Raw genomic sequence first — 25097 nt, forward strand, 5'->3', positions numbered from 1 at the left:
CCGCAGGTCACAAAATAGTAAGCACGCTTGCTATCACCCGGGGCGGGTGGTTGAGTTGAGCCATGAGCAGCTCAACGGACCCAGAGAACCTGCCTCCCCGCCGTGCCCGGGAGGATGAAACCACCCGGGGCGGAAGCCACCGGGAAGCAGCCGCGGATGATGCCGCCACGCGCTCGATGGACCAGGCACCAGTTCGCCCAAGGGACCGCGACCGGGACGTGGACCGGGACTACGTGGCGCCGACGGCGGAGCGGACGTATGAACCCGCCCCGACTACGGCGACACCTGTGGTGGCGCCCGTGGCGGACCCAACGCTGGCCAACCGGGAAACCGCCGTGGCGCGCCAGAAGGAGAGGTTCGGGGGCATCAAGGTTGGCTCTGCCTTCTTTGGCTGGCTGACCGCCACCGGCATGGCCGTCCTGCTGACCGCACTGGTGGCAGCAGCCGGGACCGCCGTGGGCCTTGCCAACAACACGGACGTCAACCAGGCCGTGAACCAGGCGGCGCAGAACAGCGGCACCGTTGGACTGGTGGGAATCATTGTCCTGCTGGTGATCCTGTTCCTCTCCTATTACTGCGGCGGCTACGTGGCAGGCCGGATGGCGCGCTTCAACGGCGCCAAGCAGGGGCTCATGGTGTGGGTGTGGGCGTTGATCGCGGCCATCGTGGTGGCCGTCCTGGGACTCGTGGCGGGGCAGCAGTTCAACGTCCTGGCCAACCTGAACAGCTTTCCGCGCATCCCGATCAATGAGGGACAGCTCACCACTACCAGCATCATCGCCGCAGTCGTCGTTGCCGTGGTGGCCCTCGTGGGTGCGGTGCTGGGTGGCCTGGCGGGCATGCGGTTCCACCGGAAGGTTGACCGTGCCGGGTTCACCCCGGACAGCGAGTTTTACGACGACGAGGAGTAGTCAGGCGAGGATGTCGCCGTCCACGTAGAGCCAGCGTCCGCCCTCCCGGACGAACCGGCTGTTCTCATGAAGGACGCCGCGCTCCTTGCCGTGCCGGTAGAACGCCTTGAATTCCACGGTCCCTTCCGTGTCGAAGGGGCCGCCGTTGCCGGTGGCTACGATGTCCAGGCGGCGCCATTCCATGGCAGGGTCCAGGTCCAGGGCTGCCGGCGCGGTGGACGGATGGTGCGTTCGCAGCAGGTAGGCCTCGTCCAGAAGGGCAAAGGCGCTGTACCGGGACCGCATCAGCTGTTCCGCCGTTGCGGCCTCCGCCCGGCCGGAATGGAACCGGCCACAGCACGCCGCGTAGGGATCTCCGGACAGACATATGCAGTTTGCGGAATCTATTGATGCGGTCACCCGGTGATGCTGTCATATCGGGTAACAGCTTCGCTACAACCTGGCACCGGGCCCTGCCCACCCGGGCATGGCCGGACAAAAATCCGTATGGTGGAGAAGGAGCTTTGCGCCCGGCCCTGTGCGCCGGACGCGGGCCCAGGATGTTGGCCAGAGAGGAGAAGACGTGGAGAACCCGGACACCCTCGTCCTCAACCTGACCTTCCTGGCCACGATGGGCGTGGCTCTCCTGATGTTCCTGGTCCTCTTCCTGCTCGGGGTTATTACCCTGGTCCTCGCGGGTTTGGGGCGCCTCACGGCCGTCGTGCTGATGACCCTGCTCGGGCGGGCGCCAGGCAAACGGGATTCCGCCGGCTTCGCCGGCACACCCGCCCAGCAGGTCCGCCCCCGGATGACGTTCCGGGAACGTGCCGCCGCGCTGAAGCCGGGCCGCCTGAAAGACTCGCTGCGCACCGCCGTCGTACGCCACCCGAAACTTGCCGCAGCCCGCCCTGAACCGCAGGTCCTCGCCGAAGACTGGGCCTCCGCTGTGGCGGAGGCTGACAAGCGCGCCCAGGCCAGGGCGCGCGCGGCTGCGCCGGAAATCAAACTGTCCGTGCGGGATCTTCCGGATCCGGCCGTGCCTGCGGACAAGGTCTCCGAGGTAGCACCGCTGGTGGAATCCGCCCTGCACAACCACCGGCCGCCGCACGAGATGCCGCGGTCCTTCAAGAAGCCCCAGCCGCTGCATCCGATGCCGCCGCTGGACACCGGGTCCCTCGTTTCCCTGGCCGGCCCGCAGCAGGTGCTCAAGGAGCAGGCCAAGGAGAATGGCTAAGCCCTTACCTCGGGCAACCATGTGGGTTAGCGTGAACACATGGAATTCAGATACCTCGGAAACAGCGGCTTCAAAGTCTCGGAAATTACGTTCGGCAACTGGCTGACCCACGGCTCCCAGGTGGAAAACGACGTCGCAACCCAGTGCGTGCGCGCGGCCCTCGATGCCGGCATCAGCACCTTCGACACGGCGGACGTCTACGCCAACACGGCCGCGGAAACCGTCCTGGGCCAGGCCCTGAAGGATGAGCGCCGCGAGTCCCTGGAAATATTCACCAAGGTTTTTGGCCCCACCGGCCCCAAGGGCAAGAACGATCTTGGCCTGTCCCGCAAGCACATCATGGAATCCATCAACGGTTCGCTGCGCCGGCTGCAGACCGACTACGTGGACCTCTACCAGGCCCACCGCTACGACTTCGAAACACCGCTGGAAGAAACCATGCAGGCGTTCGCGGACATCGTCCGGCAGGGCAAGGCGCTGTACATCGGCGTGAGTGAATGGACCGCGGAACAGCTCCGCGAGGGCCACAGGCTGTCCAGGGAACTGGGCTTCCAGCTCATCTCCAACCAGCCGCAGTACTCCATGCTCTGGCGCGTGATCGAGGCCGAGGTGGTCCCGGCGTCGGAAGAGCTGGGCGTGTCCCAGATTGTCTGGTCGCCCATGGCCCAGGGTGTCCTCAGCGGCAAGTATTTGCCCGGCCAGCCCGCCCCCGAAGGCAGCCGCGCCACGGATGAAAAGGGCGGCGCCAAAATGATCCAGCGGTGGATGCGCGACGACGTCCTGGCAGCCGTGCAGGAACTGAAGCCGATTGCCCAGGAAGCCGGGCTCACCATGCCGCAGCTCGCTGTGGCATGGGTGCTGCAGAACCCCAACGTGGCGTCCGCCATCGTGGGCGCCTCCCGTCCCGAGCAGATTGCCGACAGCGTGGGCGCGGCCGGCGTGAAGCTGGAGGCGGAGGTCCTCAAGCGGATCGACGACGCCGTCGGTGGCCTCGCCGAACGCGACCCCGCACAGACCAAGTCGCCGGCCACCCGGGAAGCCTAAGTGGCGTCCCCGACGGAACTGCCGGACCTGCCGGACCTCGCTGTCACCGGATCCACCGGAGGCCTGGGCGGAATGGTGGCACGGCAACTTGCCGCGTCCGGTTTCGCCCAGCGCCTGCTGGTGCGCGACGCCGCACGGGCCCCGCAGCTGGATGATGCGCATCCGGTGGTGTGTTCCTACGGGGACGGCGCCGCCTCCCGCCAGGCGCTGGACGGCGCGAAAGTCCTGTTCATGGTGTCCGCCGCCGAGGCCGAAGACCGGCTGCAGCAGCACTACGCATTCGTGGACGCTGCTGCGGCTGCCGAGGTGGAGCACGTGGTGTACACCTCCTTCTACGGGGCGGCACCGGATGCCACCTTCACCCTGGCCAGGGACCACTACGCCACGGAGGAGCGGATCAAGGCGTCCGGGATGGCGTACACCTTCCTGCGCGACAACTTTTACCTCGACTTCCTGCCGTTGATGACCGGCGACGACGGCGTGATCCGGGGTCCTGCCGGGGATGGCGTTTTCTCCGGGGTAGCCCGGGAGGACGTTGCCCGCAGCGCCCACGCCGTGCTGCGGGATCCTGCCATCCACAAGGGCAAGACCTACCACCTGACCGGCCCGGAGGAACTGAGCATGGCGCAGGCCGCCGAGGTGCTGAGCGCCGGCACGGGGCGGACGGTGCGCTACCAGCCGGAGACGGTGGAGGAAGCCTACGCGTCCCGGGCTTCCTACGGCGCCCCGCAGTGGCAGCTGGACGCGTGGGTCAGCACCTATACGGCGATGGCGGCGGGCGAGATGGCAGGGCTTTCGCCGGATGTGCATGGACTGACCGGGCAGGACCCCATCAGCCTGGCCGAGTTCCTGACCCGGCCGGTGCTGTAGCCCGGTTAATTTCATTGACGGGCGGGTTGGCCCGGCGTAGACCTGTGGCGGGGGGCCTTTAGTCCGCCGAGCAGAATCGCACCGCCATGAATCCCAGCAACCAACAGTCCACCCGGCAGGAGCCGGCACACGCTCCGGCGCCGGCTGCAGAGCCTTCCTCCGGCCCGCTCACCCAGGAGGAACTGCAGCTCGCCGCCCGCAACCATTCCATGCCGCTGGAGGCACTGCGCCGCGAGGTCACGCCGCCCGGACTCCATTACGTCCTCACGCACTTCGACATTCCCGACCTGGACGTTTCCTCCTGGCACCTGCGGATCGGCGGTGCGGTGGAACGTGCCCTTGAGCTGAGCATGGCCGCGCTTCGCCGCGACCCGGCCATCACTGTGCCCGTCACCCTTGAGTGCGCGGGCAATGGCAGGTCGCTCCTGGAGCCGCGGCCCCTCAGCCAACCCTGGGTCCTGGAGGCGGTGGGGACCGCACAGTGGACCGGTGTGCCGCTTGCCTATCTCCTGGGCAAGGCCGGTGTGCTGCCGGACGCGGCGGAGGTGGTGTTCACCGGGGCCGATGCCGGGGTGCAGGGCGGCGTCCCCCAGCGCTACGCACGCAGCCTGCCGATTCGCGAGGCCCTGCGTCCCGACGTCGTCCTTGCCTACAAAATGAACGGAGCCGTTCTGCCGCCGCAGCATGGTTACCCGCTGCGGCTGGTGGTCCCGGGCTGGTACGGGATGGCCAGCGTCAAGTGGCTGGAGTCCATCGAGGTGGCCAGGGCGCCGTTCACCGGGTTCCAGCAACAGGTTGCCTACCGCTACCAGAGCTCCGCGGACGACGGCGGGAGCCCGGTTTCGCGGATCAGGGTGCGTTCGTTGATGGTCCCGCCCGGTGTCCCGGACTTCTTCACCCGGCGGCGTTTCCTCCGTGCGGGCCCGGTGATGCTGGAGGGCCGGGCATGGTCCGGGGAAGGTGCCGTGACCGCTGTCGAGGTGGGGATTGACGGCACCTGGTTGCCAGCCCACCTGGATAAGCCTGCAGGTGGTTTCGCGTGGCGGAGGTGGAGCCTGCCCTGGGTCGCGGACCCGGGCGAACACGTCCTGGCCTGCCGCGCCACGGACATTACCGGTGCCACCCAGCCGCTGGAGCAGAACTGGAACTACCAGGGAATGGGCAACAACGTGGTGCAGCGGGTCAACGTGACGGTGGAATGAAGGCGGTCTTCACAACATGCTTGCCGGCAGCATGACGAGCACCACCAGGGCCAGGATGGACAACCCGACAACAGCGGGGCCGGCCACAAGCATCCACGAAGTGGCCGGGTACCCGCGGTAACCCCTGCCGCGCAATGTACTCATCCAAAGCGCCCCGTAGATGATGCTGGCAATCACGTAGGGAAGGCCCAGAGCGGGAAGTGCCAACCCAATCCAGACGATCCCCTGCAGGAAGGCCACAGTGCTGTCATGGTACAGATCGCCTCCGACCCTCGATGTGGCCATCGTCAGCAGAAGCAACAGGAGCAGGAGCAGGATGCCGGCCAGGACCAGCAGGGTTGTGCGGAAGGCCCGGGCCCAGCCCGGCAATGGCGGCTTCTGCATGGAGCCTTGCCGGGAAAGGACATAGTCGTGCTGGTACGGGCTGTGGGGCTCCACGGTGCTCTCTTCCTGGCGGGTCTTCACAGTTTTGCATGAAGAGCGGCATGGGGTGACGCCTGCGGGGCTATACTCGGTGCCAATCATGACCAGCCTCCCATCCGCTCCCGCCAGTGTCCGAATCGATGCGTGGCTGTGGGCCGTCCGCGCCTACAAGACCCGGTCTGCCGCCACTGCAGCCTGCCGCGCAGGGCATGTCCGGCTGAACGGCAACCCCTCCAAGGCTTCGGCAACGCTGGTGACCGGTGATACCGTCACGGTCCGCATGCCAGGGTACGAGCGCATCCTTGAGGTGCGGCGGCTCATTGCCAAACGCGTGGGGGCCGAGGCTGCGTCGCACTGCTTCACCGACCACACTCCCCCGCGGCCCGTCCTTCCGGCGCTTGGGTTGCCGCAGCGCGACCGGGGCGCCGGACGGCCCACCAAGAAGGACCGCCGCGAGATGGAGCGGTTGCGGGGCCCTGCCTAGCGGACGTGCTGCCGCGTCAGGCACCCGCCTTGGTGCGTGCCTGCACCAGGTTGGCGAACGGCAACCGGCCATATTCCTCCACGAAGGCAGCGTGGTAACCCGCTTCCGTGCTGCTCAGCTGGCCGGCCGGAAGTTCCTTCCACGCAACGGCCAGTGATCCCGCGTCGGCGAGCTGCCAGATAAGCCGCCCGTCCCAGTGGCCGGGCGGCTTTCCTTGCCCAAAGTCAACGAACTCCTGGATCTGGCGCCTAAGCCCCCGGTTACCCTTGCTTCCGGGTCCGGCCTTTCCCACGTAGAGAACGACCGCGGCGTCCACCCATTCGGTGGCCAACACGGCTTCGGGGAGGGAAGGGTCCTTCTTCTTGAAGACTCCGGCGGTGCTTTTCGTGAGAAAGCGCGCCTGGAAATCTTCCGGCGCAATGACGGCGAAGAGGCCTGTGCCCTGCGGAATCCTCATGGTTTCGAGGTTTCGGATAGGCCGGAATCCGGCGAAGCCTTCGACCTTCAGGCCCTTCCTGGTGAACTGCATAATTCATTGAACAGTATGGCCCGGGCCGTTGCTGCGTTTGCGTTTTCCACATAGGGACTTTGGGTGGCCGGGATTGTCACACCCCGGTGGAAGACTTTGGTCATGGAAGCGGTTTTGGAATCGGCGTCAGTACAGCAGGGGGTGCGGTGCGCCGAACCTTCCGCTGTTGGTGCCACGCCATACCCGCCCGCCGCACCTTCCATAGGGGATGTCCTGATCCTGCTCGCGCGCGTTCCGGTCCCTGCGGATGGTGCGGAAATGATCGATCAGATCCGTGGGTTGGAGGACCTGAAGTCGCTGGCGGGTGCCCGGCAGGCTGATACCGCTGTTGCGTTTGATTTATCCCAGCGGCGGGAGCAGGCAGTTGCCGGGGTCCCAGCCGACGGGCAGGGCGCCGGGGTCGCGGCGCAGATCGCGTTGGCCCGGCGTGAACCACCGGCGAGGGGTTCCCGGCTGCTGGGCCTGGCCAAGGCCCTGACCGGCATGCCGCACACGTTCGAGGCGTTCCGGGCCGGCCTCTTGAATGAGTGGCGGGCCACCCTGATCGTGAAGGACACCATCTGCCTGTCGGCCCAAGACCGGGCCGCGGTGGATGAAGAACTCGCCGCCGACACCGGAGCCCTGGACGGCCTGGGAGACAAGGCCATTACCGCCGCGGTCCGCGCCGCCGCGTACCGGCGGGACCCCGCCTCGGTCGCGAAGCGCGCCAGCCGGGCCGTGGCCGGGCGGTGCGTGAGCCTGCGCCCGGCCCCGGACACCATGACCTACCTGACCGCGCTGCTCCCCGCCGCCCAGGGCGTCGCCGCCTACGCCGCATTATGCCGGGACGCCGACACCGCCCGAAGCGGCGGTGATGACCGGTCCCGGGGACAGGTCATGGCGGACACCCTCGTCGAACGCGTCACCGGCACCCCCGGCGGAATCAGCGGGGTTCAGATCCAGCTCGTCATGACCGACCGCACCCTCCTCCACGCCGACACCGAACCCGCACGGCTGCCCGGCTACGGCACCATCCCCGCCGAACAGGCACGAAACATCGCCCTCACAGCTCCCGGTGACAACGACCTCAACCTCTGGGTCCGACGGCTCCACACCGCCCCCGGCACCGGTGAGCTGGTGGCGATGGACTCCACAGCCCGGCTCTTCCCGGCAGCACTGAAACGCTTCCTTCAAATCCGGGACAACACCTGCCGGACCCCCTACTGCGACGCCCCCATCAGGCACCACGACCATGTCACCGCCTGGCACCACCGCGGACCCACCACCGCCGGAAACGGCCAAGGCCTCTGCGAAGCCTGCAACCACACCAAAGAAACCCCAGGATGGGCCGCACAAACCATCCCCGGCCCACGCCACACCGTGGCAACCACCACCCCAACCGGCCACACCTACCACTCCACAGCACCACCGCTCCCCGGCACCCCACCTGCAGGAAGCGCACGGTCATGCAGCTCTCAGGAACGGCGGCTAGCCTTGGCGCGTGCCACCCCTTGAGATCCTTGTTTCTTCCTGGCAGTTCGACTGGGCCGCCGCGGCTTTCGCCGCCGTGGCCGGCGTTCTGTACGGGTGGGGAATGCGGTCAGCCGCGCGCCGGGGCCGGAGCTGGCAGGTTTGGCGGGCGGTGGCGTTTTACGTCCTGGGCCTGGGCTCATTCATTGTCCTCACCTGTGGATTCACCGGGGTTTACGGGGGGCAGCAACGGTGGGCCTTCACCATCAAAATATCCTTGCTGCTCTTTGTCGTCCCGCTGCTGATCGGCCTGGGCAAACCCCTAACCCTGGCGCGGGCAGCACTGCCGCCCAAGGGCACAGCAGGCTTGGACAAGGTCCTGTCCAGCAGGGCCGTACGGTTCGTCAGCAATTCATTTGGCGCACCCCTGCTGGGCCTGGCCCTCTTCTCCACGTTCCTCACGCCGGCCTTCTTCACGCTGCGGACCGACCCCCTGGCAGGCGCCCTCCTCATGGTTGGCGTACCGCTGCTGGGCATGCTGATGGCACTGCCGATCATCGAAGAGTCCGACTTCCAGCGCTCCAGCGCCTACCTGACCCTTGAATTCATGTTCGTGTTCATCGAGTTGCTGATCGACGCGGTCCCCGGCATCCTGCTGAGCCTCAACGGCCAGGTGCTCGATCACGTGATGTCCGTTCCCAATCCTCAATGGTGGTTCCGGGACGCTCTCCAGGACCAGCAGTTCGCGGGAAATTTACTGTGGTTCATCTGCGAGGTACTGGACCTGCCGTTGATCATCCTCATGTTCATCCGCTTCTCACGCAGCGACAAGAGGGAAGCAGGCGCCTTCGACGAACTCACCGACGAGCAGTTCGACGAACTTCAAAACCAACACCTGCGTGGGCGGCAGTAACCAGCCCACGCCCGCTGCCCGGCCCCGGAAAGGGAAGTGCGAAATTCGGTGTGCCCACCCTTTCCCGGGGAAGCGTAGAGTGACATAGGACGCCTGATTCTGGACGCCTCGCTGCCAAGGGAGAAATCGTGACGATTGATTGGGACGAAAAAAAGGCCCTGCTACAGGAACCGAATATCGCGAAGGTAACCCAACTTTGCGATGAGCTGATGGAAAAAAAGCCTGGTTCCACTGTCCCCTATATCGACCCCGTCCACGACGAGGACGAATGCAGGATCATCAGCCTCCAGGCCAGCCCCGGCAAAGGGACCGAGTCCGGATTTGTCTCCCACAACAACGACGACGAAGCTGCCCGTCGCGCCACGCAGATCTATGAGCTGGCCGAGCTGGACCCCCGCTACGTCATGCCCTGGAATGCATACCCCTGGGTGCGTGAGAGCGTCAGCCCCTCTGCGCTGAGTGTCCAGGAAAAGACCGATGGGCTCCGCCCGTTCCGCCAGTTCCTGAAGATCAATTCCCGTGTTTCGGCCATCATCGCGCACGGCACGGACGCGTCCACGTTCCTGACGCTCTTTGAGAAGACCTATCACTCATCGCTGAAGAACAGCGGCATCAAAATCTACAAGGCCTCCGCCCTCGGCGGCAGGGCCTTTGCTGTTTCCGAGGCCAAGCAGGAAGAGCTTCTCGCCAAGAGCGTCGAAATCTACCGTGATGCGATGCAGCGGGCGGGCATCCAGCACCTGTAGCGCGCTCTGCCGCTCAAAAAAACTGCGCGTTCCTTGAGCCTCTCTTGATGAGTCCTTGCTTCTCCATCTCCAGCATTAGTGGAGTAAACACTCAGGATTCTCCGAGGTAGAGCATTCGATCGGCCTCGTTTCCTGAAACTGGGGGAACTTGGCATGAAGAAACTGATAATTGCATCGCTGGCGGCCACTGGCCTGGTCGCAGGATCATTCGCTGCGGGTGCAGCTGCCAACGCTGGTACCGGCACCGTGGTGCGCGTGGTCGACGGGGATACGGTGGTGGTTTCCATCAACAATGGCGATCACACCATTCGGTTGCTGAATATTGACACCCCTGAAACCAAGGATCCAAACCAACCCGTCGAATGCCTCGGACCGGAGGCCTCAAAGTACCTTGAGGGCCTGCTCCCGAAGGGAACCCAGGTCAGACTCGAGTTCGACGCCGAGCGCCACGACAAGTACGGCAGGACTCTCGCAGGAGTCTTCACAGCCGACGGGTCCCTGGTCAATGCCAAAATTGCGCAGCAGGGACTGGGGATCCCGGTCGAGTACGGCGGCAACAGAAAATTCCTCCCGCCTGTAACAGCCGCATACGAAGAGGCCAGAGCGGCTAAGGCCGGGCTCTTCTCCGAGAGCATTGGCTGTACCCTTCCGGCTCAGTTGGCTGACACAACGAAGGGGCTGGAAACCGCCACCGCGGCTTCACCAGCAACAACATCTGCCGCGGCGGGTACGGCCGCAGGCGTACTCGCAGCCAAGGTGGCCACGGCGAAGGCACTGCGAAAGGTCCTCAACGGGGACAAAGCAACGGAGCGCGCCCTTCTGTGGGCAGGGCTTTCAACTGCCGTGTTGGCCAAGCACGTATCAAATCTGGATAAGAAAATTACCGCCGCAGAAACGAAGGCGGAAGATACGAAGGCCCTGAAAGCCACCTTGGCCGCGGAAGAGAAGAAAGCCGAGGAGGAGCGTGTGGCGGCTGAAACCAGGGCCGCTGCCGAACGCAAAGCAGCAGAGGAACGGGCTGCGGCAGAGAAGAAGGCAGCAGACGAGGCTGCTGCGGCCGCGGCTGCAGCAAAAGCTGAAGCCGATGAAGCAGCCCGGAAAGCGGCAGCTGAGGCAGAACGTCTACGCAATCTGCCCGTGCCAGCACCAAACCCGGCACCATACGTTGCGCCAGCCCCGCAAACGTACGTTCCGCCTGCACCCTCCACCAAGTACACCGGGCCGCGCTGCTACGCGCCCGGCGGCAAAACGTGGAGGCCCTGCTGACCATGGCGGACCGCTTCGGTGAGAACCGAGAGCCGGACTGTCAGGGATTTTTCAGAAGCACGTGGGCATACTCGTAGGTACCCTGACCGGCGAAAGAACCAGGCTGAACCTTGACGTCCCACACCAACCGTTCCCCCGAGGCGGCATCCCCAGCAGAGGCTGCGGCCGTACGTATGGCGGCCCTCCCCCAGCTCCGGCACTGGATTGCCGTGCCGGTCACGGCGGCTGTCCTGATCGTGGCTGCCGGCCTGGCGCTGCGGTTTATTCCCGCGCTGACATCCGCAGATATGTCCGTGGATGCCGAGCTGAGCCATGATCACACGGCGCCGCTGACGGGTGTGGCCATGTTCATCAATGTGGTGTTCAGCCCGGCAGGCGGCGTGCTGATGATCGCCGCCCTGTGCCTGTACCTGCTGCTGGTACGCCGCAGCCCCGTGAATGCGGTGGCCACGGGCTTAGTGGCGGCCGGCGGCTGGGTCAGCAGCGAACTGTTCAAAGTACTCGTGGCCAGGCACCGGCCGGACTCCACCGCCCTGTTCAACCCGCTGATCCCCGAACCGGGAACGGACAGCTTCCCGAGCGGACATGTGGCACTGGCCTCCGCGCTGGCCATCGCCGTCTTCCTGCTGGCCCGCGGCACCAAGTGGCAGCGGCCCGCGGCCATACTCGGGATCGTCGTGGCGGTTGCCGTCGCATTCTCCCGCGTCTACCTCGGCGTGCACTATCCAACTGATGTCACGGCGTCCTTCCTCACCGCAGCAACCGGTGCGGCGTTCCTGACGGGCTTGTGGAACCGGTTCGGCCTGGCGCTGCTGGCCCGCATACCCTTCCTGGCGAAGCTCGGCCCCGTCCCGGCGCCCCGAGCCTGATCCACTGCCATGACGGGCTTCATTGACGGACTCCTGAACGTCAGCCCGCTCGTGGCGTACATCGCCGTCTTTTGCCTGGTGTTCGCGGAGGACGCCTTGTTCGTAGGCTTCGTCATCCCCGGCGAAACCGCTGCCGTCCTCGGCGGAGTGGTGGCCAGCCGGGGCGAAGTGCAGCTGGGCACCATGATGGCCTTGGTGGTGGCCGCGGCCGTCATTGGCGACAGCGTGGGATACGAGGTGGGCAAGCACCTGGGCGCCCGGCTCATGAAGACAAGGCTGCTGGCCCGCCACTCCGGCAGGCTGGAAAACGCGCAGGACTTCCTCCGGCGCAGAGGCGGGTCCGCCGTGTTCCTGGGCCGCTTCACCGCCTTCTTCCGCGCCGTCATGCCCGCCCTGGCCGGCACGTCCCGGATGCCCTACGGCCGCTTCATCGCCTACAACGCTGCGGGCGGCGTGGCCTGGGGCGTCGGCTTCGTCCTGCTGGGCTTCCTCGCAGGCAACTCCTACGAGACCGTGGCCCAGGCAGTGGGCCGGGACCTCGCCGTCGTGATCGCCTTAGTGGCAGTGGCGGCACTCATCGCCTGGCATGTCCGTTCACGACGGCGGCAGCAACGGCGGCGCACGGCCAACCAGCGGCAGGACAATGCCCCGAATTCATAGGAGGGTTTGACAGCAACTGTGACCAGTGCCATATTTAAGGCGTGAACCTGTCAGACAGCCGGACAGCAGGACAGCCTGCATCGTTCCGTCCCCTTGCCCGGCTGAGCGCTGCCGAGGCGGTGTTCAACGCCATCCGCCAGGACATCGAATCGGGCAGCATCCCGGTGGGGAGCAAACTCAGCTCGGAGGCCACCCTTTCGCAGCAGTACGGAGTAAGCCGCTCGGTGATCCGGGAAGCCCTCCGCTCCTGCACCGCCCTGGGCCTGACGGTAACCCGGACCGGCAAGGGCACCTTTGTCATTGCCAGCAAGGTGGCCAACGACCTCACCTTGGGCCAGTACTCCGCCCGTGACCTTACCGAAGCCCGCCCCCACATCGAAATTCCCGCCGCCGGACTTGCCGCAGAGCGTCGAACGGAGGAGGAACTGGACACCCTCCGCCACATCATGGGTGCCATGGCCACCGAAACGGATCCCGAATCCTGGGTAGCCATGGACTCCACCTTCCACGCCACCATCGCCCGTGCCAGCGGCAACAAAGTGTTCGCAAGCGTCGTGGCTGACATTCGGGACGCGCTGGCGCATCAATCCGAGACGCTGAACATGGTGGCGGACCGCCAGCATGCCTCCGATATTGAACACCAGCAGATCCTTGCCGCCATCGAGACCGGTTCCGCGGAGGAGGCCCGCGCTGCCATGGCCCACCACCTGGAAGCCGTGGGCGTGGCCCTGGACTCCATCCTCAACAGCTAACAAGATCCAACCAACCTTTCAAGGACCCCATGCCATCCCCCGTGTTTTCTGCTGCCCACACTGCTGCCCCGGCGGGGTTGTCCCTGCCGCAGCACACCCCACTGGTCGCCGCCATCCGTGACGGCCTCGTGGAGAGTGTCCACTACGGCTCCGCGCTTGCGCTCGCGGCTGACGGCTCAGTGGCGGCATCGGCAGGGGACCACCTGGCACCGTTCTACCCCCGGTCAGCGCTCAAGCCCCTCCAGGCAGTGGCCATGGTCCGCGCCGGCCTTGAACTTCCCGCCGACCTCCTGGCACTGGCCGCGGCAAGCCATTCAGGTGCGGCAGCGCACCGCGACGGCGCGCTGCGCATCCTCGAACTGCACGGGCTCGCCCCCACGGACTTGGAGAACAGCACCGATCTGCCCTACGGCACGACCGAGCGGGAAGACTGGCTCCGCACCGGCGGCAGCGCTACCCAAGTCACCCAGAACTGCTCCGGAAAGCACGCCGCCATGGTGGCCACCTGCGTGATCAACGGGTGGCCCGTCCAGGGTTACCTCGATCCCTCCCACCCGCTGCAGCAGCTGGCGGCCCGGACCGTCACCGACCTCACCGGCGAGGAGCCGGCCGCCGTCAGCACGGACGGCTGCGGCACTCCCTTGTTCGCCCTCACGCTGCGCGGCATGGCCCGCGCCTTCGGCCGGATCGCCCAGGCCGCCGCGGACGACGACGGCAGCCCCGAAGCCGCCGTCGGCCTCGCCATGCAGCAGCACCCCGGGATGGTGGCGGGCGACGGCCGGGACGTCACCGGGCTGATGCGTCTGCTGCCCGGTGCCGTGGCCAAGGACGGCTTTGAAGGCGTGCAGCTGGTAGGCCTGCCCGACGGCAGCGCCGTGGCCGTCAAGATTTCCGACGGCGGCGACCGCGCCCGGATGCCCGCCACCGTCCGCCTGCTCGAGGCGCTGGGCGTGGATACGGAGCCGCTCGCCGGCATCGCCACGGCCCCGGTGCTGGGCGGCGGCCACGAGGTGGGCCGGCTGCTGGCCACCGACTTCCTGAATCACCTGTCCGCACCCGTCAACGAAGCCCTGTAAGGACACCATGACAACCATCGAAACCGCCGCACCCGCACAGGTCCGGTCCGAGCACGACCTCCTCGGGGACCGGGACGTGCCAGTGCACGCCTACTGGGGCGTTCACACGCTCCGCGCCGTGGAGAACTTTCCCATCACCGGCCAGAAGCTGTCCTCCAACATGCCCCTGGTCCGCGGGCTTGCCGCCGTGAAACTGGCCGCCGCCCGCACCAACCGCGAGCTTGGCCTGCTGGACGCCGAACGCGCCGACGCCATCGAGCAGGCATGCCAGGACGTCATGGCCGGCCGCCTGGCCGACCAGTTCGTGGTGGACGTCGTCCAAGGCGGTGCCGGGACGTCGTCGAACATGAACGCCAACGAGGTCATCGCCAACCGGGCGCTGGAAATCCTGGGACACCCCAAGGGCGACTACGCGCGGCTGCACCCCAACGACCACGTCAACCTCAGCCAGTCCACCAACGACGTGTACCCCACGGCCGTGAAGCTCGGCACCATCTTCGCCGCCCGGGAACTGCTGGCAGCACTCGAAGAACTCGAGGACGCCTGCGCTGCCAAGGCCCTGGAATTCCGCACCGTGGTGAAGATGGGCCGCACCCAGCTCCAGGACGCCGTGCCCATGACCCTCGGCCAAGAGTTCGGCAGCTACGCCGTGACCATCGGCGAAGACCGGCTGCGCCTGGCGGAGGCCGAGCTGCTGATCCACGAGATCAATCTCGGCGCCACCGCCATCGGCACGGGCCTGAACGCCCCTGCCGGCTACGCCGCAACAGCCTGCCGGCACTTGGCGGAGATTACCGGGCTGCCGCTGGTGACCGCCGTGGACCTCATTGAAGCCACCCAGGACGTGGGCGCCTTCGTGCACCTGTCCGGCGTGCTCAAGCGCGTGGCCGTCAAGCTGTCCAAGATCTGCAACGACCTGCGCCTGCTCTCCTCCGGCCCGCGTGCCGGCTTCGGCGAAATCAACCTGCCGGCCGTGCAGTCCGGGTCCTCCATCATGCCCGGCAAGATCAACCCGGTCATCCCGGAGGTGGTCTCCCAGGTGGCCTACGAGGTGATCGGCAACGACGTCACCATCACCATGGCCGCCGAGGCCGGACAGCTGCAGCTCAACGCCTTCGAACCGATCATTGTCCACAGCCTCCACAAGAGCATTTCCCACCTCGAGGCAGCCTGCCGCACCCTTACGGCGCGCTGCATCCGTGGAATCACCGCCAACACCGACCACCTGCGCCGCACCGTGGAGCAGTCCATCGGCCTGGTCACCGCATTGAATCCCCACCTCGGTTACGCCACTGCCACCGCCATCGCGCAGGAAGCACTTGCCACCGGCAAGGGCGTGGCCGAGCTCGTCCTCGAACACGGACTTCTCACCGACGCCCAGCTCCAGGAACTCCTGAGCCCCGAACGCCTGGCCAACCTCAGCAAGTAGTCCCCACCTCCCCCAAAGGACACCCCCATGACAAATACTCCCCTTCCAGACCACTTGATTGATGGTGGTCACGCGCATGCGTCCGAGACCTCCCTGCACGCGGAGGACAAGGGTTACCACAAGAACCTCAAGCCGCGGCAGATCCAGATGATCGCGATCGGCGGTGCGATCGGTACCGGCCTGTTCCTGGGCGCCGGCGGCCGGTTGAACGCGGCCGGACCGTCCCTGGTTATCGCGTACGCGGTGTGCGGGTTCTTCGCGTTCCTGATCCTGCGCGCCTTGGGCGAACTGGTCCTGCACCGGCCTTCCTCGGGTTCGTTCGTTTCCTACGCCCGTGAGTTCTTCGGCGAAAAGGCCGCGTTCGTCTCCGGCTGGTTCTACTGGATCAACTGGGCCACCACCACCATCGTGGACATCACCGCCGCCGCCCTCTACATGCACTTCTTCGGCAACTACATCCCCTGGATGGCCGACGTCCCGCAGTGGGCCTGGGCACTGACCGCCCTCGTCGTCGTCCTGGCCCTGAACCTGGTCTCCGTGAAGGTCTTCGGCGAAATGGAATTCTGGTTCGCCCTGATCAAGGTCGCCGCCCTCGTCGCGTTCCTCATCATCGGCACCTACTTCGTCATCTTCGGCACCCCCGTGGACGGCCAGCAGGTCGGCATCAGCCTCCTGTCCGATAACGGCGGGATCTTCCCCAACGGCCTGCTGCCCATGATCATCCTCATGCAGGGCGTCCTGTTCGCCTACGCCTCCATCGAACTGGTCGGCACCGCCGCCGGCGAAACCGAAAACCCCGAAAAGATCATGCCCAAGGCCATCAACTCCGTGGTCTTCCGCATCGCCGTGTTCTACGTCGGCTCCGTGATCCTGCTGGCCCTGCTGCTGCCCTTCACCTCCTACCAGAAGGGCGTCAGCCCCTTCGTGACGTTCTTCGGCTCCATCGGCGTCCAGGGCGTGGACGTGATCATGAACCTCGTCGTCCTCACCGCCGCCCTGTCCTCGCTGAACGCAGGGCTCTACTCCACCGGCCGGATCCTGCGCTCCATGTCCGTGAACGGTTCGGCCCCTAAGTTCGCTTCCCGCATGAACAAAGCAGGCGTCCCCTACGGCGGCATCGCCATCACCGCCGTCGTCTCCCTCCTCGGTGTCCCGCTGAACTACCTCGTCCCGGCCGACGCCTTCGAGATCGTGCTGAACATCGCCTCCGTGGGCATCATCATGACCTGGGCCACCATCGTGCTCTGCCAGATCCAGCTCAAGCGCTGGGCCGACAAGGGCTGGGTCGAACGCCCCTCCTTCCGAATGTTCGGCGCCCCCTACACCGGCTACCTGTCGCTGGTCTTCCTCGTCGGCGTCCTCATCATGGTCTTCATCGACTCACCCCTGACCATGCTCGTCACCGCCATCGCGTCTGTACTCATGGTCATCGGCTGGTACGCCTGCCGCCACCGCATCCGCCAAATCGCCGAAACCCGCGAAGGCTTCACCGGGACGTCCCCGGTAGTCGCCAACGCGGCGGCTGACACCTTCAAGAAGTAACTGCCTTAAACGTCCGACGGCGGCACCTGGGTTCTGGAATTCCGGAACCCAAGTGCCGCCGTCGGGGTTTAAAGGTGCCTCAGCCCGTCACTTGGACGGCTTGACCACCATGGCCGATCCGCCGCCGCGCCTGACCGGCTCGGCTGCGGCCAGGGTCCGTCCGTCGTCGAGGAACTCGATGGCGGTGGCGGCCCCGATCTCCGAGGCGGACGTGAAGGAGTCACCCGACGGCGTCAGGATGTGGCCGAACCGGGATGTCAGGGCCGGCCCGTACTTGTCGATGAACGCCGGCTCTGCGGTCACCTTCTCGGTGTTCCGCTGGGAAGCCCGGGGGGCCGCAATGGCATCCGGGATGCTCATGCCCAGGTCAATGCGGTTGACGATCGTCTGCAGGACGGTGGTGATGATGGTGGAGCCGCCCGGGGAGCCCAGTGCCAGGAACGGCTTGCCGTCCTCCAGCAGGATGGTGGGCGACATGGACGACCGCGGCCGCTTGCCCGGCTCAATCCGGTTGGGGTCCTCGGCGCTGTAAACCGTGGAGAAATCGGTGAGCTCGTTGTTGAGCAGGAACCCGCGGCCGGGTACAACCATGCCGGAGCCACCGGTCTGTTCGATGGTCAGCGTGTACTCCACCACGTTGCCCCACTTGTCCGAAACGGTCATGTTGGTGGTGGAGATGTTCTCCGTGTCCTTCTCATCGGCGAGCGCCGCCGGTTCCGCCGGGCACGTTCCGTCGTAGGAGGTGACGTTGCCGGGCTTCACGGGTTTGGGTGCCGCGTGGTTGGGGTCGAGCTCGCAGGCGCGTTCCTTGCCGAAGACGGGATCGGTCAGCGCTTCGGTGGGCACGTCCACGAAGGCGGGGTCACCCACGTATTTTCCCCTGTCCGCGAAGGCCAGGGCGCTGGCCTCCAGGTAGTGGTGCAGCACGGCCGGCTGGTCATTCTTCAGTGCCGGCAGGTCGAACACGTCCAGGATGTTCAGCGACTCCCCCACGGTTGTGCCGCCGCTGCTTGAAGGTGCCATGCCGTAAACGTCATAGCCGCGGTAGTTCACGTGCGTGGGGTCCTGGTCCAGGGCCTCGTAGCCGGCCAGGTCATCGGTGGTCATGGAACCCACCGGGACGGGGAGCTTGGTGTCCGGGGACTTGGGCGGGTTCTGGACCGTCTTGGCGATCTCCTCGGCGAGCGGGCCGGTGTAGAACGCGCTCATGCCCTTGCGGGCCAGCAGGCGGTAGGTGTCCGCGAGGTCGTGGTTCTGGAAGACCGAGCCGACTTCGGGCAGCTTGCCGCCCTGCAGGTACAGGTCCTTGGTGGAGGTGAAGGCCTCGAACCTCGCCTGGTTGTCTGCGGTTTGGCTGCGGAACGTCTCATCCACCACGAACCCGCGGTCTGCCACCTTGATGGCAGGTTTCAGTGCATCCCCCAGGCTGATGCTGCCCCAGCGTTCCAGTGCCCGCTCCCAGGTGGCAGGCGTCCCGGGAACGCCCACGGAGACACCACTGGTGACGAGCTCCGGGGTGAACCGGTACGGCTTGCCGGTAGCGGGATCGATGAAGGCATCCTGCTTGATTCCTGCCGGCGCCGTTTCCCGGCCGTCGATGGTGCTGACCTTCCCGGACTTGGCGTCGTAGTAGACGAAATAGCCGCCGCCGCCGATCCCGGCGCTGTACGGCTCGGTAACTCCAAGGGTGGCTGCCGCGGCAACGGCCGCATCCACCGCGTTCCCGCCCTTGCGGAGGACCTCGATGGCTGCCGCTGATGCTTCCGGGTCCACCGTACTGACCGCGCCGCCGTAGCCGGTGGCCGTGGGGTCCTTGTCTGTCTGCCGGGGATCGGCCGAAGCGGGGCTGATGGCCCCCGTGGTGACGCTCATTGCCAGCGCGGCAGTAACAGCTGCGAGCCGGCGTCCGAGATGTGGCATGGTGGCTCCTAAAGGGATATTGAGTGATGTGGGCCACGCTACTCTTCGGGTAAGACACACTCAACGACTCCGGAAGGAAGGGCACCATGCCAGGATCCAAACTCGCCGTGGTGGGCGCCGGCAGCGTCGGCACCTCGCTGGCATACGCGGCACTGATCCGTGGTTCGGCCAGCAGCATCGCCTTGTTCGATGTCAACGCGCCCAAGGCGGAGGCGGAAGCCCTGGACCTTGCCCATGGCAGCCAGTTCGCTGCGGCGTCGGCCACGGTTTCCGGCGGCGGGGATATCGCCGTCACGGAAGGCGCCGACGTCGTGGTCATCACGGCCGGTGCCAAGCAGAACCCGGGCCAGAGCCGGCTGGACCTGGCCGGCACCAATGTGCGGATCCTTGAACAGCTGATGCCGCCGCTGCTTGAGCGGGCACCGGACGCCGTCTACGTGCTCGTGACCAACCCGTGCGACGTCCTGACGGTGGCGGCCCAGCGGATTTCCGGGCTGCCCCCGGAACGGATCTTCTCCTCCGGCACCGTGCTGGATACGTCCCGGCTGCGCTGGCTGCTCGCCCGCCGGGCAGGTGTTTCCGTCTCCAGCGTCCATGCCAGCATGGTGGGCGAGCACGGCGACACCGAATTCCCGCTCTGGTCCGGCGCCACCATTGGCCCGGTGCCCATCCGCGAGTGGACAGAAGGCGGCGAGCGGATCTTCACGCCCGAATACCTCGCCGACACTGCCACGGAAGTGGTGCAGGCCGCCTACAAGGTCATCGCCGGCAAGGGGGCCACGAACTACGCCATCGGCCTGTCCGGCGCCCGCATCGTGGAGGCGCTCCTGCGCGACGACAATGCCGTCCTGCCGGTTTCCACGGTCCTGTCGGGGCTGCACGGGATCTCCGGGGTGGCCCTGTCCCTGCCCAGCGTGGTGGGCCGCGGCGGCGTGCACCGCGTCCTGGAAACGCCCATGGACGACGGCGAGCTGGCGGCACTGCGGCGCTCCGCGGACACCCTGCGCCACACCATGGACGCGCTGGGCCTCTGAAAGGGCGTCATGCAACGCCGCCGCAACCCTCCCGGGCGGCGGGTTCGCATAAGCTCACTTCCAGGTGCCAAACGCTGACCCGAACACGGCTGGCTCAACGACGAACCAACAGGAGTAAACCCATGACCAACTGGCGGATCAGGGATTTCCATTCGGCTGACCTGGACGGCATCCTGCACCTGTGGGAGACGCTGAAGGCCCACAACGTCGAGCCCGTCTATGCCCTGTCCGAGGTCCTCGCGTCCTGCGAGAAGGACCACGCCGTGGTCGCCGTGCAGGGCGAACAGGTGGTGGGCGCCGCCGTCGGACGTGCCGCCCACGACCAGGGCTGGATCGTGTTCCTGGCCACCCTGCCCGAGTACCGCGGCCGCGGCATCGGCACGTCACTGTTGGCCGCCGTCGAAAACCGCATGGCCCCGCACGGCCTGAACAAGCTCTCGGCGCTGATGCCGGAATCCGAAACCCGGGTGGAGGCGTTCCTGGGCCGCGGCTTCGCGCTCAAGAAGAACCTCCGCTACTTCGAACGCACCATCCCGGTCCAGCGCCAGGAGCTGGGCGCCCTTGGCCAGCTCGGCGGCCGCGTCCTGGCGCGTGATCTCTGGGAAAACGTGGCCGGCATGCGCAAGGAAAAGGAACTGCTCGAACGCCGCCTGGTGCTTCCGCTCGCCGAGGCGGACCTGGCTGATGAATTCGGCGTGGTGCCGCCGCGCGCCGTCGTCCTCTTCGGTCCGCCCGGGACCGGCAAGACCACCTTCGCCAAGGCAATCGCCTCCCGGCTCGAATGGCCATTCGTGGAAGTGTTCCCCTCCCGGCTGGCCGGCGATCCCCAGGGACTGGCCGGCGCGCTCCGCGAAACTTTCCTGGAGATCGCCGAGCTGGAGCACGCCGTGGTGTTCATCGACGAGGTGGAGGAGATCGCCTCCCAGCGGGCCGGGGACCCGCCGTCGCCGCTGCAGGGCGTGACCAACGAGCTGCTGAAGATCATCCCCGCATTCCGCGAACAGCCCGGCAGGCTCCTGGTCTGCGCCACCAACTTCATCCGCGCCCTGGACTCCGCCTTCCTGCGCCACGGCCGGTTCGACTACGTCATTCCCATCGGGCTGCCGGACCGGCAGGCACGCGAGGCCATGTGGCAGCGCTTCATTCCCGCCGCCGTCGTGGACGCTGTAGATGTGGAGCTCCTGGTGGAACGCACGGAGGGCTTTTCGCCGGCAGACATTGAGTATGCCGCCCGCAGCGCCTCCCAGCGGGCGCTGGAGAAAGCAGTGTACGACGACGGCGGGCTGGCCTCGGGGGGCGATGTTTCGGTCCGGGAGGCAGTCCGGAAGGGCCCCTCCACCCAGGACTACCTCGATGCCATTGGTGATACCCGGACTACCGTGAGCGCCGAAGTGCAGGCTGATTTCCTCGAGGACATCGAGGCGCTGGGGCGGGTCTAGCCGCCGGTTGTCCGGGCCGCCGCGCCGGGACTTTTGCCCCTTTGCCCGGTCCTGTCAGGACGCCAGAGTGGTGGGTATGGCAAAGATTCTGATCCCCTATGGGACCACCGAGGGCCAGACGGCCCGGATCGCCGAGTACATCTCCGATGTGCTGCAGGCCCGCGGCCATGAGGCCGGGACGCTGGACCTCAAGCATGCCGCCCACGACCTCCCTGGCGGCTATGACGGCGTCATCGTGGGTGCTTCCATCCACGCCGGAAAGCACGAGGGATTCGTGGCGGATTTCGTCCGCAGGAACCGGGATGCCCTGGAGCAGGTGCCGGCCGCCCTGTTTTCCGTCAGCCTCTCCGCGCATGGGGACCCGGAAGAGGCGGAGAGACGCGTTGCTGAGTTCGAGGACAGTACCGGCTGGCACCCCGCCAAGGTGGCGTTGTTTGGCGGGGCCCTCCTCTACACCCAGTACGGGTTCCTCAAACGGATGATGATGAAGAATATCGTCAGCGGCCAGGGCAGCACCGATACGGATACCGGCCGCGACTACATCTACACCGAGTGGGACGGCGTGCGGCGGTTCGCGGAGGAATTCGTGGCCCCCTTCGAGCAGAAGGCGCCGGAGTAGGCGCGGCCGCCTTACCGCTTGCCGTACTTCCGGTGGACGGCCTGCTTGCTGACGCCCAGGCAGAGGGCGATCGCTTCCCAGGACAATCCGGCCTGGCGCGCACTGCGGACCAGGGCCGATTCGGCCCGGCTCACTTCCCTCTGCAACTCCGCGACAGCATGCAGCGCCTCGGCCGGCCCTTTGCCGTCCATCGATCCAACCAGCGTCTTCATCCGGTCCACCTCCATGGCGTCAACATTAGTTGACGCAGCGGGGGGCGTCAACGTTTGTTGACGTCCAGGGGCTCCCAGACCCACGGCTCCCGGGGCAGGGCGGCGGGGCAGAATGCGGGCAGCGCCTGCTCCAGCGTCCCGCCCGGCAGCCCAACGGAGGCAAGCAGCCTGTCCCGGACCTCCTCCACCCCCACCCCGGAGTGAGCCAGGTCCGCAAGCGTGACCGCACCGTCGCGCTTGGCCAGCCGCGCGCCGTCTTGATTTACCACCAGGGGAACATGGGCATATTCCGGTATGGGAATGTTTAAAAGCGAGGCGAGATAGGCCTGCCGCGGCGTGGACGGGAGCAGGTCATCACCGCGAACCACCTGGTCGATGCCCTGCTCGGCATCATCCACCACCACGGCGAGGTTGTAGGCCGTGACGCCATCGTTGCGCCGCAGCACAAAGTCGTCCACCAGGCCGGTGAACCGGCCATGGAGGACGTCGGTCACGGTGAACTCGGCGACCTCGGCCCGCAGCCTGAGGGCTGAGGGCCGGATGGAGCGCTTGAACTCCAGCTCAGCGCGGTCCAGGTTGCGGCAGGTCCCGGGGTAGGCGCCCTGCGGGGCATGCGGTGCCGACGCAGCCTCCTGGATCTCGCGGCGCGTGCAGAAACAGTCATAGGTCAGGCCCGCGTCCTGGAGGCGGGCGATCGCTTCAGCGTAGAGGGGGGCGCGCGCCGTCTGCCTTACGGCGTCACCGTCCCAGGTGACGCCGATGGCGGCCAGGTCCCGCAACTGCTCCGCTTCCGCGCCCGTGCGGGCACGGTCCAGGTCCTCCACCCGCAGCAGGAAGGCGCGGCCTGTGGAGCGGGCGAAGAGCCAGGCGAGAATGGCGGTGCGCAGGTTCCCGACATGCAGTTCACCGGAGGGGCTGGGGGCGAAACGGCCGGCACGGGTCATGACACCAACCCTAGACCGAATAACACAAGAGCCCCTCAGCTACCGATGACTGCGGAAGTCCGACGTCGGTAGCTCAGGGGCTCTTGCCGTGTTTGCAGAGTGAGCATGGTGTGAACAAGTCTCATCCAGCGGCGGCCTCCTTGCGGGAAGCGGTGTCCAGGGCGCCGGGTGGTGTGCCGGGAAACCTGTAAGCCTGCGGGTTCCAGCGGTAGCTTTTGCCCTTGTTGCCACTATTTGAGCAGACCTCATACAGTTGGAACAACAAGCAGGACTTGGATTAGTCATTCTGATCAAATCCTGACGATGAAGCAGGCAGGAAGTGGTCAGATTGCAGGAACTGGACGCCACGGACAAGCGCATCCTGAACGCCTTGGACGAAGACCCGCGCGTCCCGATCATGGTGCTGGCACAGAAGCTGGGCCTGGCCCGGGGAACCGTGCAGTCGCGGCTGGAACGGATGTCGGCATCGGGGGCACTGCGCCCCAACAGCAGCCGCGTACTCCCGTCGGCCCTCGGCAGGGGTGTGGCCGCGGCCGTGAGCGCAGAACTGGACCAGAGCCACCTGAACGAGGCCATCGCCGCGCTGCGCAGGATCCCCGAAGTTCTCGAGTGCCACGCGCCGGCCGGTGATACCGACCTCCTCATCCGCGTGGTGGCCAAAAGCCCTGACGACCTCTACCGGGTCTCCGAAGAAATCCGGCTCTGCCCCGGCATTGTCCGGACGTCCACCAGCATGTTCCTGCGCGAGGTCATCCCGTACCGCACCACCGGCCTGCTCGAAGGATAGCCCTCCCCATCGCCGGGTCCGGCACGCGCCGCTAGGCTGGCATCCAGGAATTCACCGGGGGGACAACCATGGCGTGGGACTTTTGCGGCACAGACGTCGAAGCTGCGGGCATCCAGTGAGGCGCCTTTCGGCCGCCGCACTCCTGGCCAGCGTGCTCCTGTTGTCCGGCTGCGCGTTCATGCCGGCCCGGGAAAAAGCGCCCATCGTGGCTGACGGCAATTCACAATTCACCAAGGACGGCATCAACGCGATTAAGAGCAGCGGGAAGGTGGCCTTCGACTTCACCCGCCTGCCACTGGACCTGTCCGCCCTCGGGCTTCCCTCAGGATCCGACGGAGCCCTGGTGGCAGCGGATTCCGGCAAGCTGATCGATGTCAGCATGACCACGCCCCGCGGCGTGGTCGACATGCGGACCGACACCATCCGCATCCGTCCCGGCGCGGACAACACGGTGGACCACATCGACATTTTCATCAACTACCCGGACGCACAGGACGCCAACGCCGAAATCAGGCGGGCTGCGGATGAACTCGGGTTCGTCATTCTCCAGGACGCCGAACCTATCGGCACCGACTTCAAAGACGGTTCCGGCAAAAAGCAGTGGAATCCCGGAATGGGCAACAAGACGGGAACAGTATTTTCCGCCGAAATCCTCTCCAACCACGACACCGGCCGGATGACATTCATCTACTCCGTGCACCTCGCCGGAAAGTACGACACCCCTGAGGCCCAGGCCGGAATCGCTGCCACTGGTAAACCTTAGG

The 25097-nt window shown here is 66.3% G+C and carries 27 protein-coding genes; 21 read left to right on the forward strand and 6 right to left on the reverse strand.

All coding sequences use genetic code 11. The features are described from left to right. Positions 1-62 precede the first annotated feature (62 nt). Positions 63-911, forward strand: coding sequence for a TIGR04086 family membrane protein (locus VIK36_RS20665; protein WP_324643474.1), 849 nt, complete (start codon positions 63-65; stop codon positions 909-911). On the opposite strand, the gene VIK36_RS20670 is transcribed toward VIK36_RS20665, so the two are convergent. Next, positions 912-1310 (reverse strand): YchJ family protein, encoded by a 399-nt coding sequence (locus VIK36_RS20670; protein WP_324643476.1) that lies wholly within the window; start codon positions 1308-1310, stop codon positions 912-914. 163 nt (positions 1311-1473) lie between these two features. On the opposite strand from VIK36_RS20670, the gene VIK36_RS20675 reads away from it, so the two are divergent. The 4 genes from VIK36_RS20675 (at position 1474) to VIK36_RS20690 (ending at position 5240) form a co-directional block, all read left to right on the forward strand. Continuing rightward, positions 1474-2124: a hypothetical protein gene (locus tag VIK36_RS20675; RefSeq protein WP_324643477.1), complete on the forward strand. Its 651-nt coding sequence runs from the start codon at positions 1474-1476 to the stop codon at positions 2122-2124. Between the two features lie 39 nt (positions 2125-2163). Next, complete coding sequence (locus tag VIK36_RS20680; RefSeq protein WP_255173651.1) at positions 2164-3168, forward strand: aldo/keto reductase family protein; 1005 nt, start codon at positions 2164-2166, stop codon at positions 3166-3168. Next, positions 3169-4038, forward strand: a complete 870-nt coding sequence (locus tag VIK36_RS20685) for an NmrA family NAD(P)-binding protein (RefSeq protein WP_255173652.1) — start codon at positions 3169-3171, stop codon at positions 4036-4038. An 86-nt stretch (positions 4039-4124) separates the two neighbouring features. Next, positions 4125-5240, forward strand: coding sequence for a sulfite oxidase (locus VIK36_RS20690; protein WP_324643478.1), 1116 nt, complete (start codon positions 4125-4127; stop codon positions 5238-5240). 9 nt (positions 5241-5249) lie between these two features. Here the strand turns inward: VIK36_RS20690 and VIK36_RS20695 are convergent, their stop codons facing one another. After that, complete coding sequence (locus VIK36_RS20695) at positions 5250-5705, reverse strand: hypothetical protein (RefSeq protein WP_324643479.1); 456 nt, start codon at positions 5703-5705, stop codon at positions 5250-5252. Positions 5706-5763: 58 nt separating this feature from the next. Here VIK36_RS20695 and VIK36_RS20700 point away from each other — a divergent pair, with 58 nt between their 5' ends. Further along, positions 5764-6147, forward strand: coding sequence for an RNA-binding S4 domain-containing protein (locus VIK36_RS20700; protein WP_142070227.1), 384 nt, complete (start codon positions 5764-5766; stop codon positions 6145-6147). Positions 6148-6163: 16 nt separating this feature from the next. Here VIK36_RS20700 and VIK36_RS20705 read toward each other — a convergent pair whose 3' ends face one another. Continuing rightward, positions 6164-6676: a hypothetical protein gene (locus tag VIK36_RS20705; RefSeq protein WP_324643481.1), complete on the reverse strand. Its 513-nt coding sequence runs from the start codon at positions 6674-6676 to the stop codon at positions 6164-6166. A 258-nt stretch (positions 6677-6934) separates the two neighbouring features. Between VIK36_RS20705 and VIK36_RS20710 the strand changes: the two genes are divergently transcribed. The 10 genes from VIK36_RS20710 to VIK36_RS20755 all read left to right on the forward strand — a co-directional run bounded on the left by VIK36_RS20710 (position 6935) and on the right by VIK36_RS20755 (position 17378). Then, positions 6935-8170, forward strand: coding sequence for an HNH endonuclease (locus tag VIK36_RS20710; protein WP_420716231.1), 1236 nt, complete (start codon positions 6935-6937; stop codon positions 8168-8170). Then, positions 8157-9038 (forward strand): cytochrome c oxidase assembly protein, encoded by an 882-nt coding sequence (locus tag VIK36_RS20715; RefSeq protein ID WP_324643482.1) that lies wholly within the window; start codon positions 8157-8159, stop codon positions 9036-9038. The genes VIK36_RS20710 and VIK36_RS20715 overlap by 14 nt, the downstream gene beginning before the upstream one ends. Before the next feature lie 209 nt (positions 9039-9247). Continuing rightward, positions 9248-9784, forward strand: coding sequence for a uracil-DNA glycosylase (locus tag VIK36_RS20720; RefSeq protein ID WP_324643483.1), 537 nt, complete (start codon positions 9248-9250; stop codon positions 9782-9784). Positions 9785-9937: 153 nt separating this feature from the next. Continuing rightward, on the forward strand, positions 9938-11050 hold the full coding sequence (locus tag VIK36_RS20725) for a thermonuclease family protein (protein ID WP_324643485.1): 1113 nt from the start codon (positions 9938-9940) through the stop codon (positions 11048-11050). Positions 11051-11160: 110 nt separating this feature from the next. Beyond that, positions 11161-11919 carry a phosphatase PAP2 family protein gene (locus tag VIK36_RS20730; protein WP_324643486.1) on the forward strand — a complete coding sequence of 253 codons (759 nt, stop codon included), beginning with the start codon at positions 11161-11163 and terminating at the stop codon, positions 11917-11919. A gap of 9 nt (positions 11920-11928) precedes the next feature. After that, positions 11929-12579 carry a DedA family protein gene (locus VIK36_RS20735; protein ID WP_324643487.1) on the forward strand — a complete coding sequence of 217 codons (651 nt, stop codon included), beginning with the start codon at positions 11929-11931 and terminating at the stop codon, positions 12577-12579. Positions 12580-12620: 41 nt separating this feature from the next. After that, positions 12621-13331, forward strand: a complete 711-nt coding sequence (locus VIK36_RS20740) for a FadR/GntR family transcriptional regulator (protein WP_324643488.1) — start codon at positions 12621-12623, stop codon at positions 13329-13331. A 29-nt stretch (positions 13332-13360) separates the two neighbouring features. After that, positions 13361-14407 (forward strand): asparaginase, encoded by a 1047-nt coding sequence (locus VIK36_RS20745; protein WP_324643489.1) that lies wholly within the window; start codon positions 13361-13363, stop codon positions 14405-14407. Between the two features lie 7 nt (positions 14408-14414). Continuing rightward, positions 14415-15836 carry an aspartate ammonia-lyase gene (locus VIK36_RS20750; RefSeq protein WP_324643490.1) on the forward strand — a complete coding sequence of 474 codons (1422 nt, stop codon included), beginning with the start codon at positions 14415-14417 and terminating at the stop codon, positions 15834-15836. A 27-nt stretch (positions 15837-15863) separates the two neighbouring features. After that, positions 15864-17378, forward strand: a complete 1515-nt coding sequence (locus tag VIK36_RS20755; RefSeq protein WP_324643492.1) for an amino acid permease — start codon at positions 15864-15866, stop codon at positions 17376-17378. Positions 17379-17465: 87 nt separating this feature from the next. Here the strand turns inward: VIK36_RS20755 and ggt are convergent, their stop codons facing one another. After that, positions 17466-19298, reverse strand: coding sequence for a gamma-glutamyltransferase (ggt, locus tag VIK36_RS20760; protein WP_324643493.1), 1833 nt, complete (start codon positions 19296-19298; stop codon positions 17466-17468). A gap of 86 nt (positions 19299-19384) precedes the next feature. On the opposite strand from ggt, the gene VIK36_RS20765 reads away from it, so the two are divergent. The 3 genes from VIK36_RS20765 (at position 19385) to VIK36_RS20775 (ending at position 22390) form a co-directional block, all read left to right on the forward strand. After that, positions 19385-20332, forward strand: a complete 948-nt coding sequence (locus tag VIK36_RS20765) for an L-lactate dehydrogenase (protein ID WP_324643495.1) — start codon at positions 19385-19387, stop codon at positions 20330-20332. Between the two features lie 122 nt (positions 20333-20454). Next, a complete protein-coding gene (locus VIK36_RS20770; protein ID WP_324643496.1) occupies positions 20455-21771 on the forward strand; it encodes an ATP-binding protein in 1317 nt (438 codons plus the stop codon). A 76-nt stretch (positions 21772-21847) separates the two neighbouring features. Continuing rightward, a complete protein-coding gene (locus VIK36_RS20775; protein ID WP_255173666.1) occupies positions 21848-22390 on the forward strand; it encodes a flavodoxin domain-containing protein in 543 nt (180 codons plus the stop codon). An 11-nt stretch (positions 22391-22401) separates the two neighbouring features. Here the strand turns inward: VIK36_RS20775 and VIK36_RS20780 are convergent, their stop codons facing one another. Further along, positions 22402-22617, reverse strand: a complete 216-nt coding sequence (locus VIK36_RS20780) for an AsnC family protein (protein ID WP_255173667.1) — start codon at positions 22615-22617, stop codon at positions 22402-22404. A 32-nt stretch (positions 22618-22649) separates the two neighbouring features. Beyond that, a complete protein-coding gene (gluQRS, locus tag VIK36_RS20785) occupies positions 22650-23546 on the reverse strand; it encodes a tRNA glutamyl-Q(34) synthetase GluQRS (protein ID WP_324643497.1) in 897 nt (298 codons plus the stop codon). 328 nt (positions 23547-23874) lie between these two features. Here gluQRS and VIK36_RS20790 point away from each other — a divergent pair, with 328 nt between their 5' ends. After that, positions 23875-24333 carry an Lrp/AsnC family transcriptional regulator gene (locus tag VIK36_RS20790; RefSeq protein WP_324645326.1) on the forward strand — a complete coding sequence of 153 codons (459 nt, stop codon included), beginning with the start codon at positions 23875-23877 and terminating at the stop codon, positions 24331-24333. A 115-nt stretch (positions 24334-24448) separates the two neighbouring features. Then, the gene (locus tag VIK36_RS20795) at positions 24449-25096 is read left to right on the forward strand and encodes a hypothetical protein (protein WP_324643498.1); all 648 of its coding nucleotides are present in this window, start codon (positions 24449-24451) and stop codon (positions 25094-25096) included. Position 25097 lies beyond the last annotated feature (1 nt).

This window comes from Pseudarthrobacter sp. LT1 (assembly GCF_035621795.1).
Classification (GTDB): domain Bacteria; phylum Actinomycetota; class Actinomycetes; order Actinomycetales; family Micrococcaceae; genus Arthrobacter.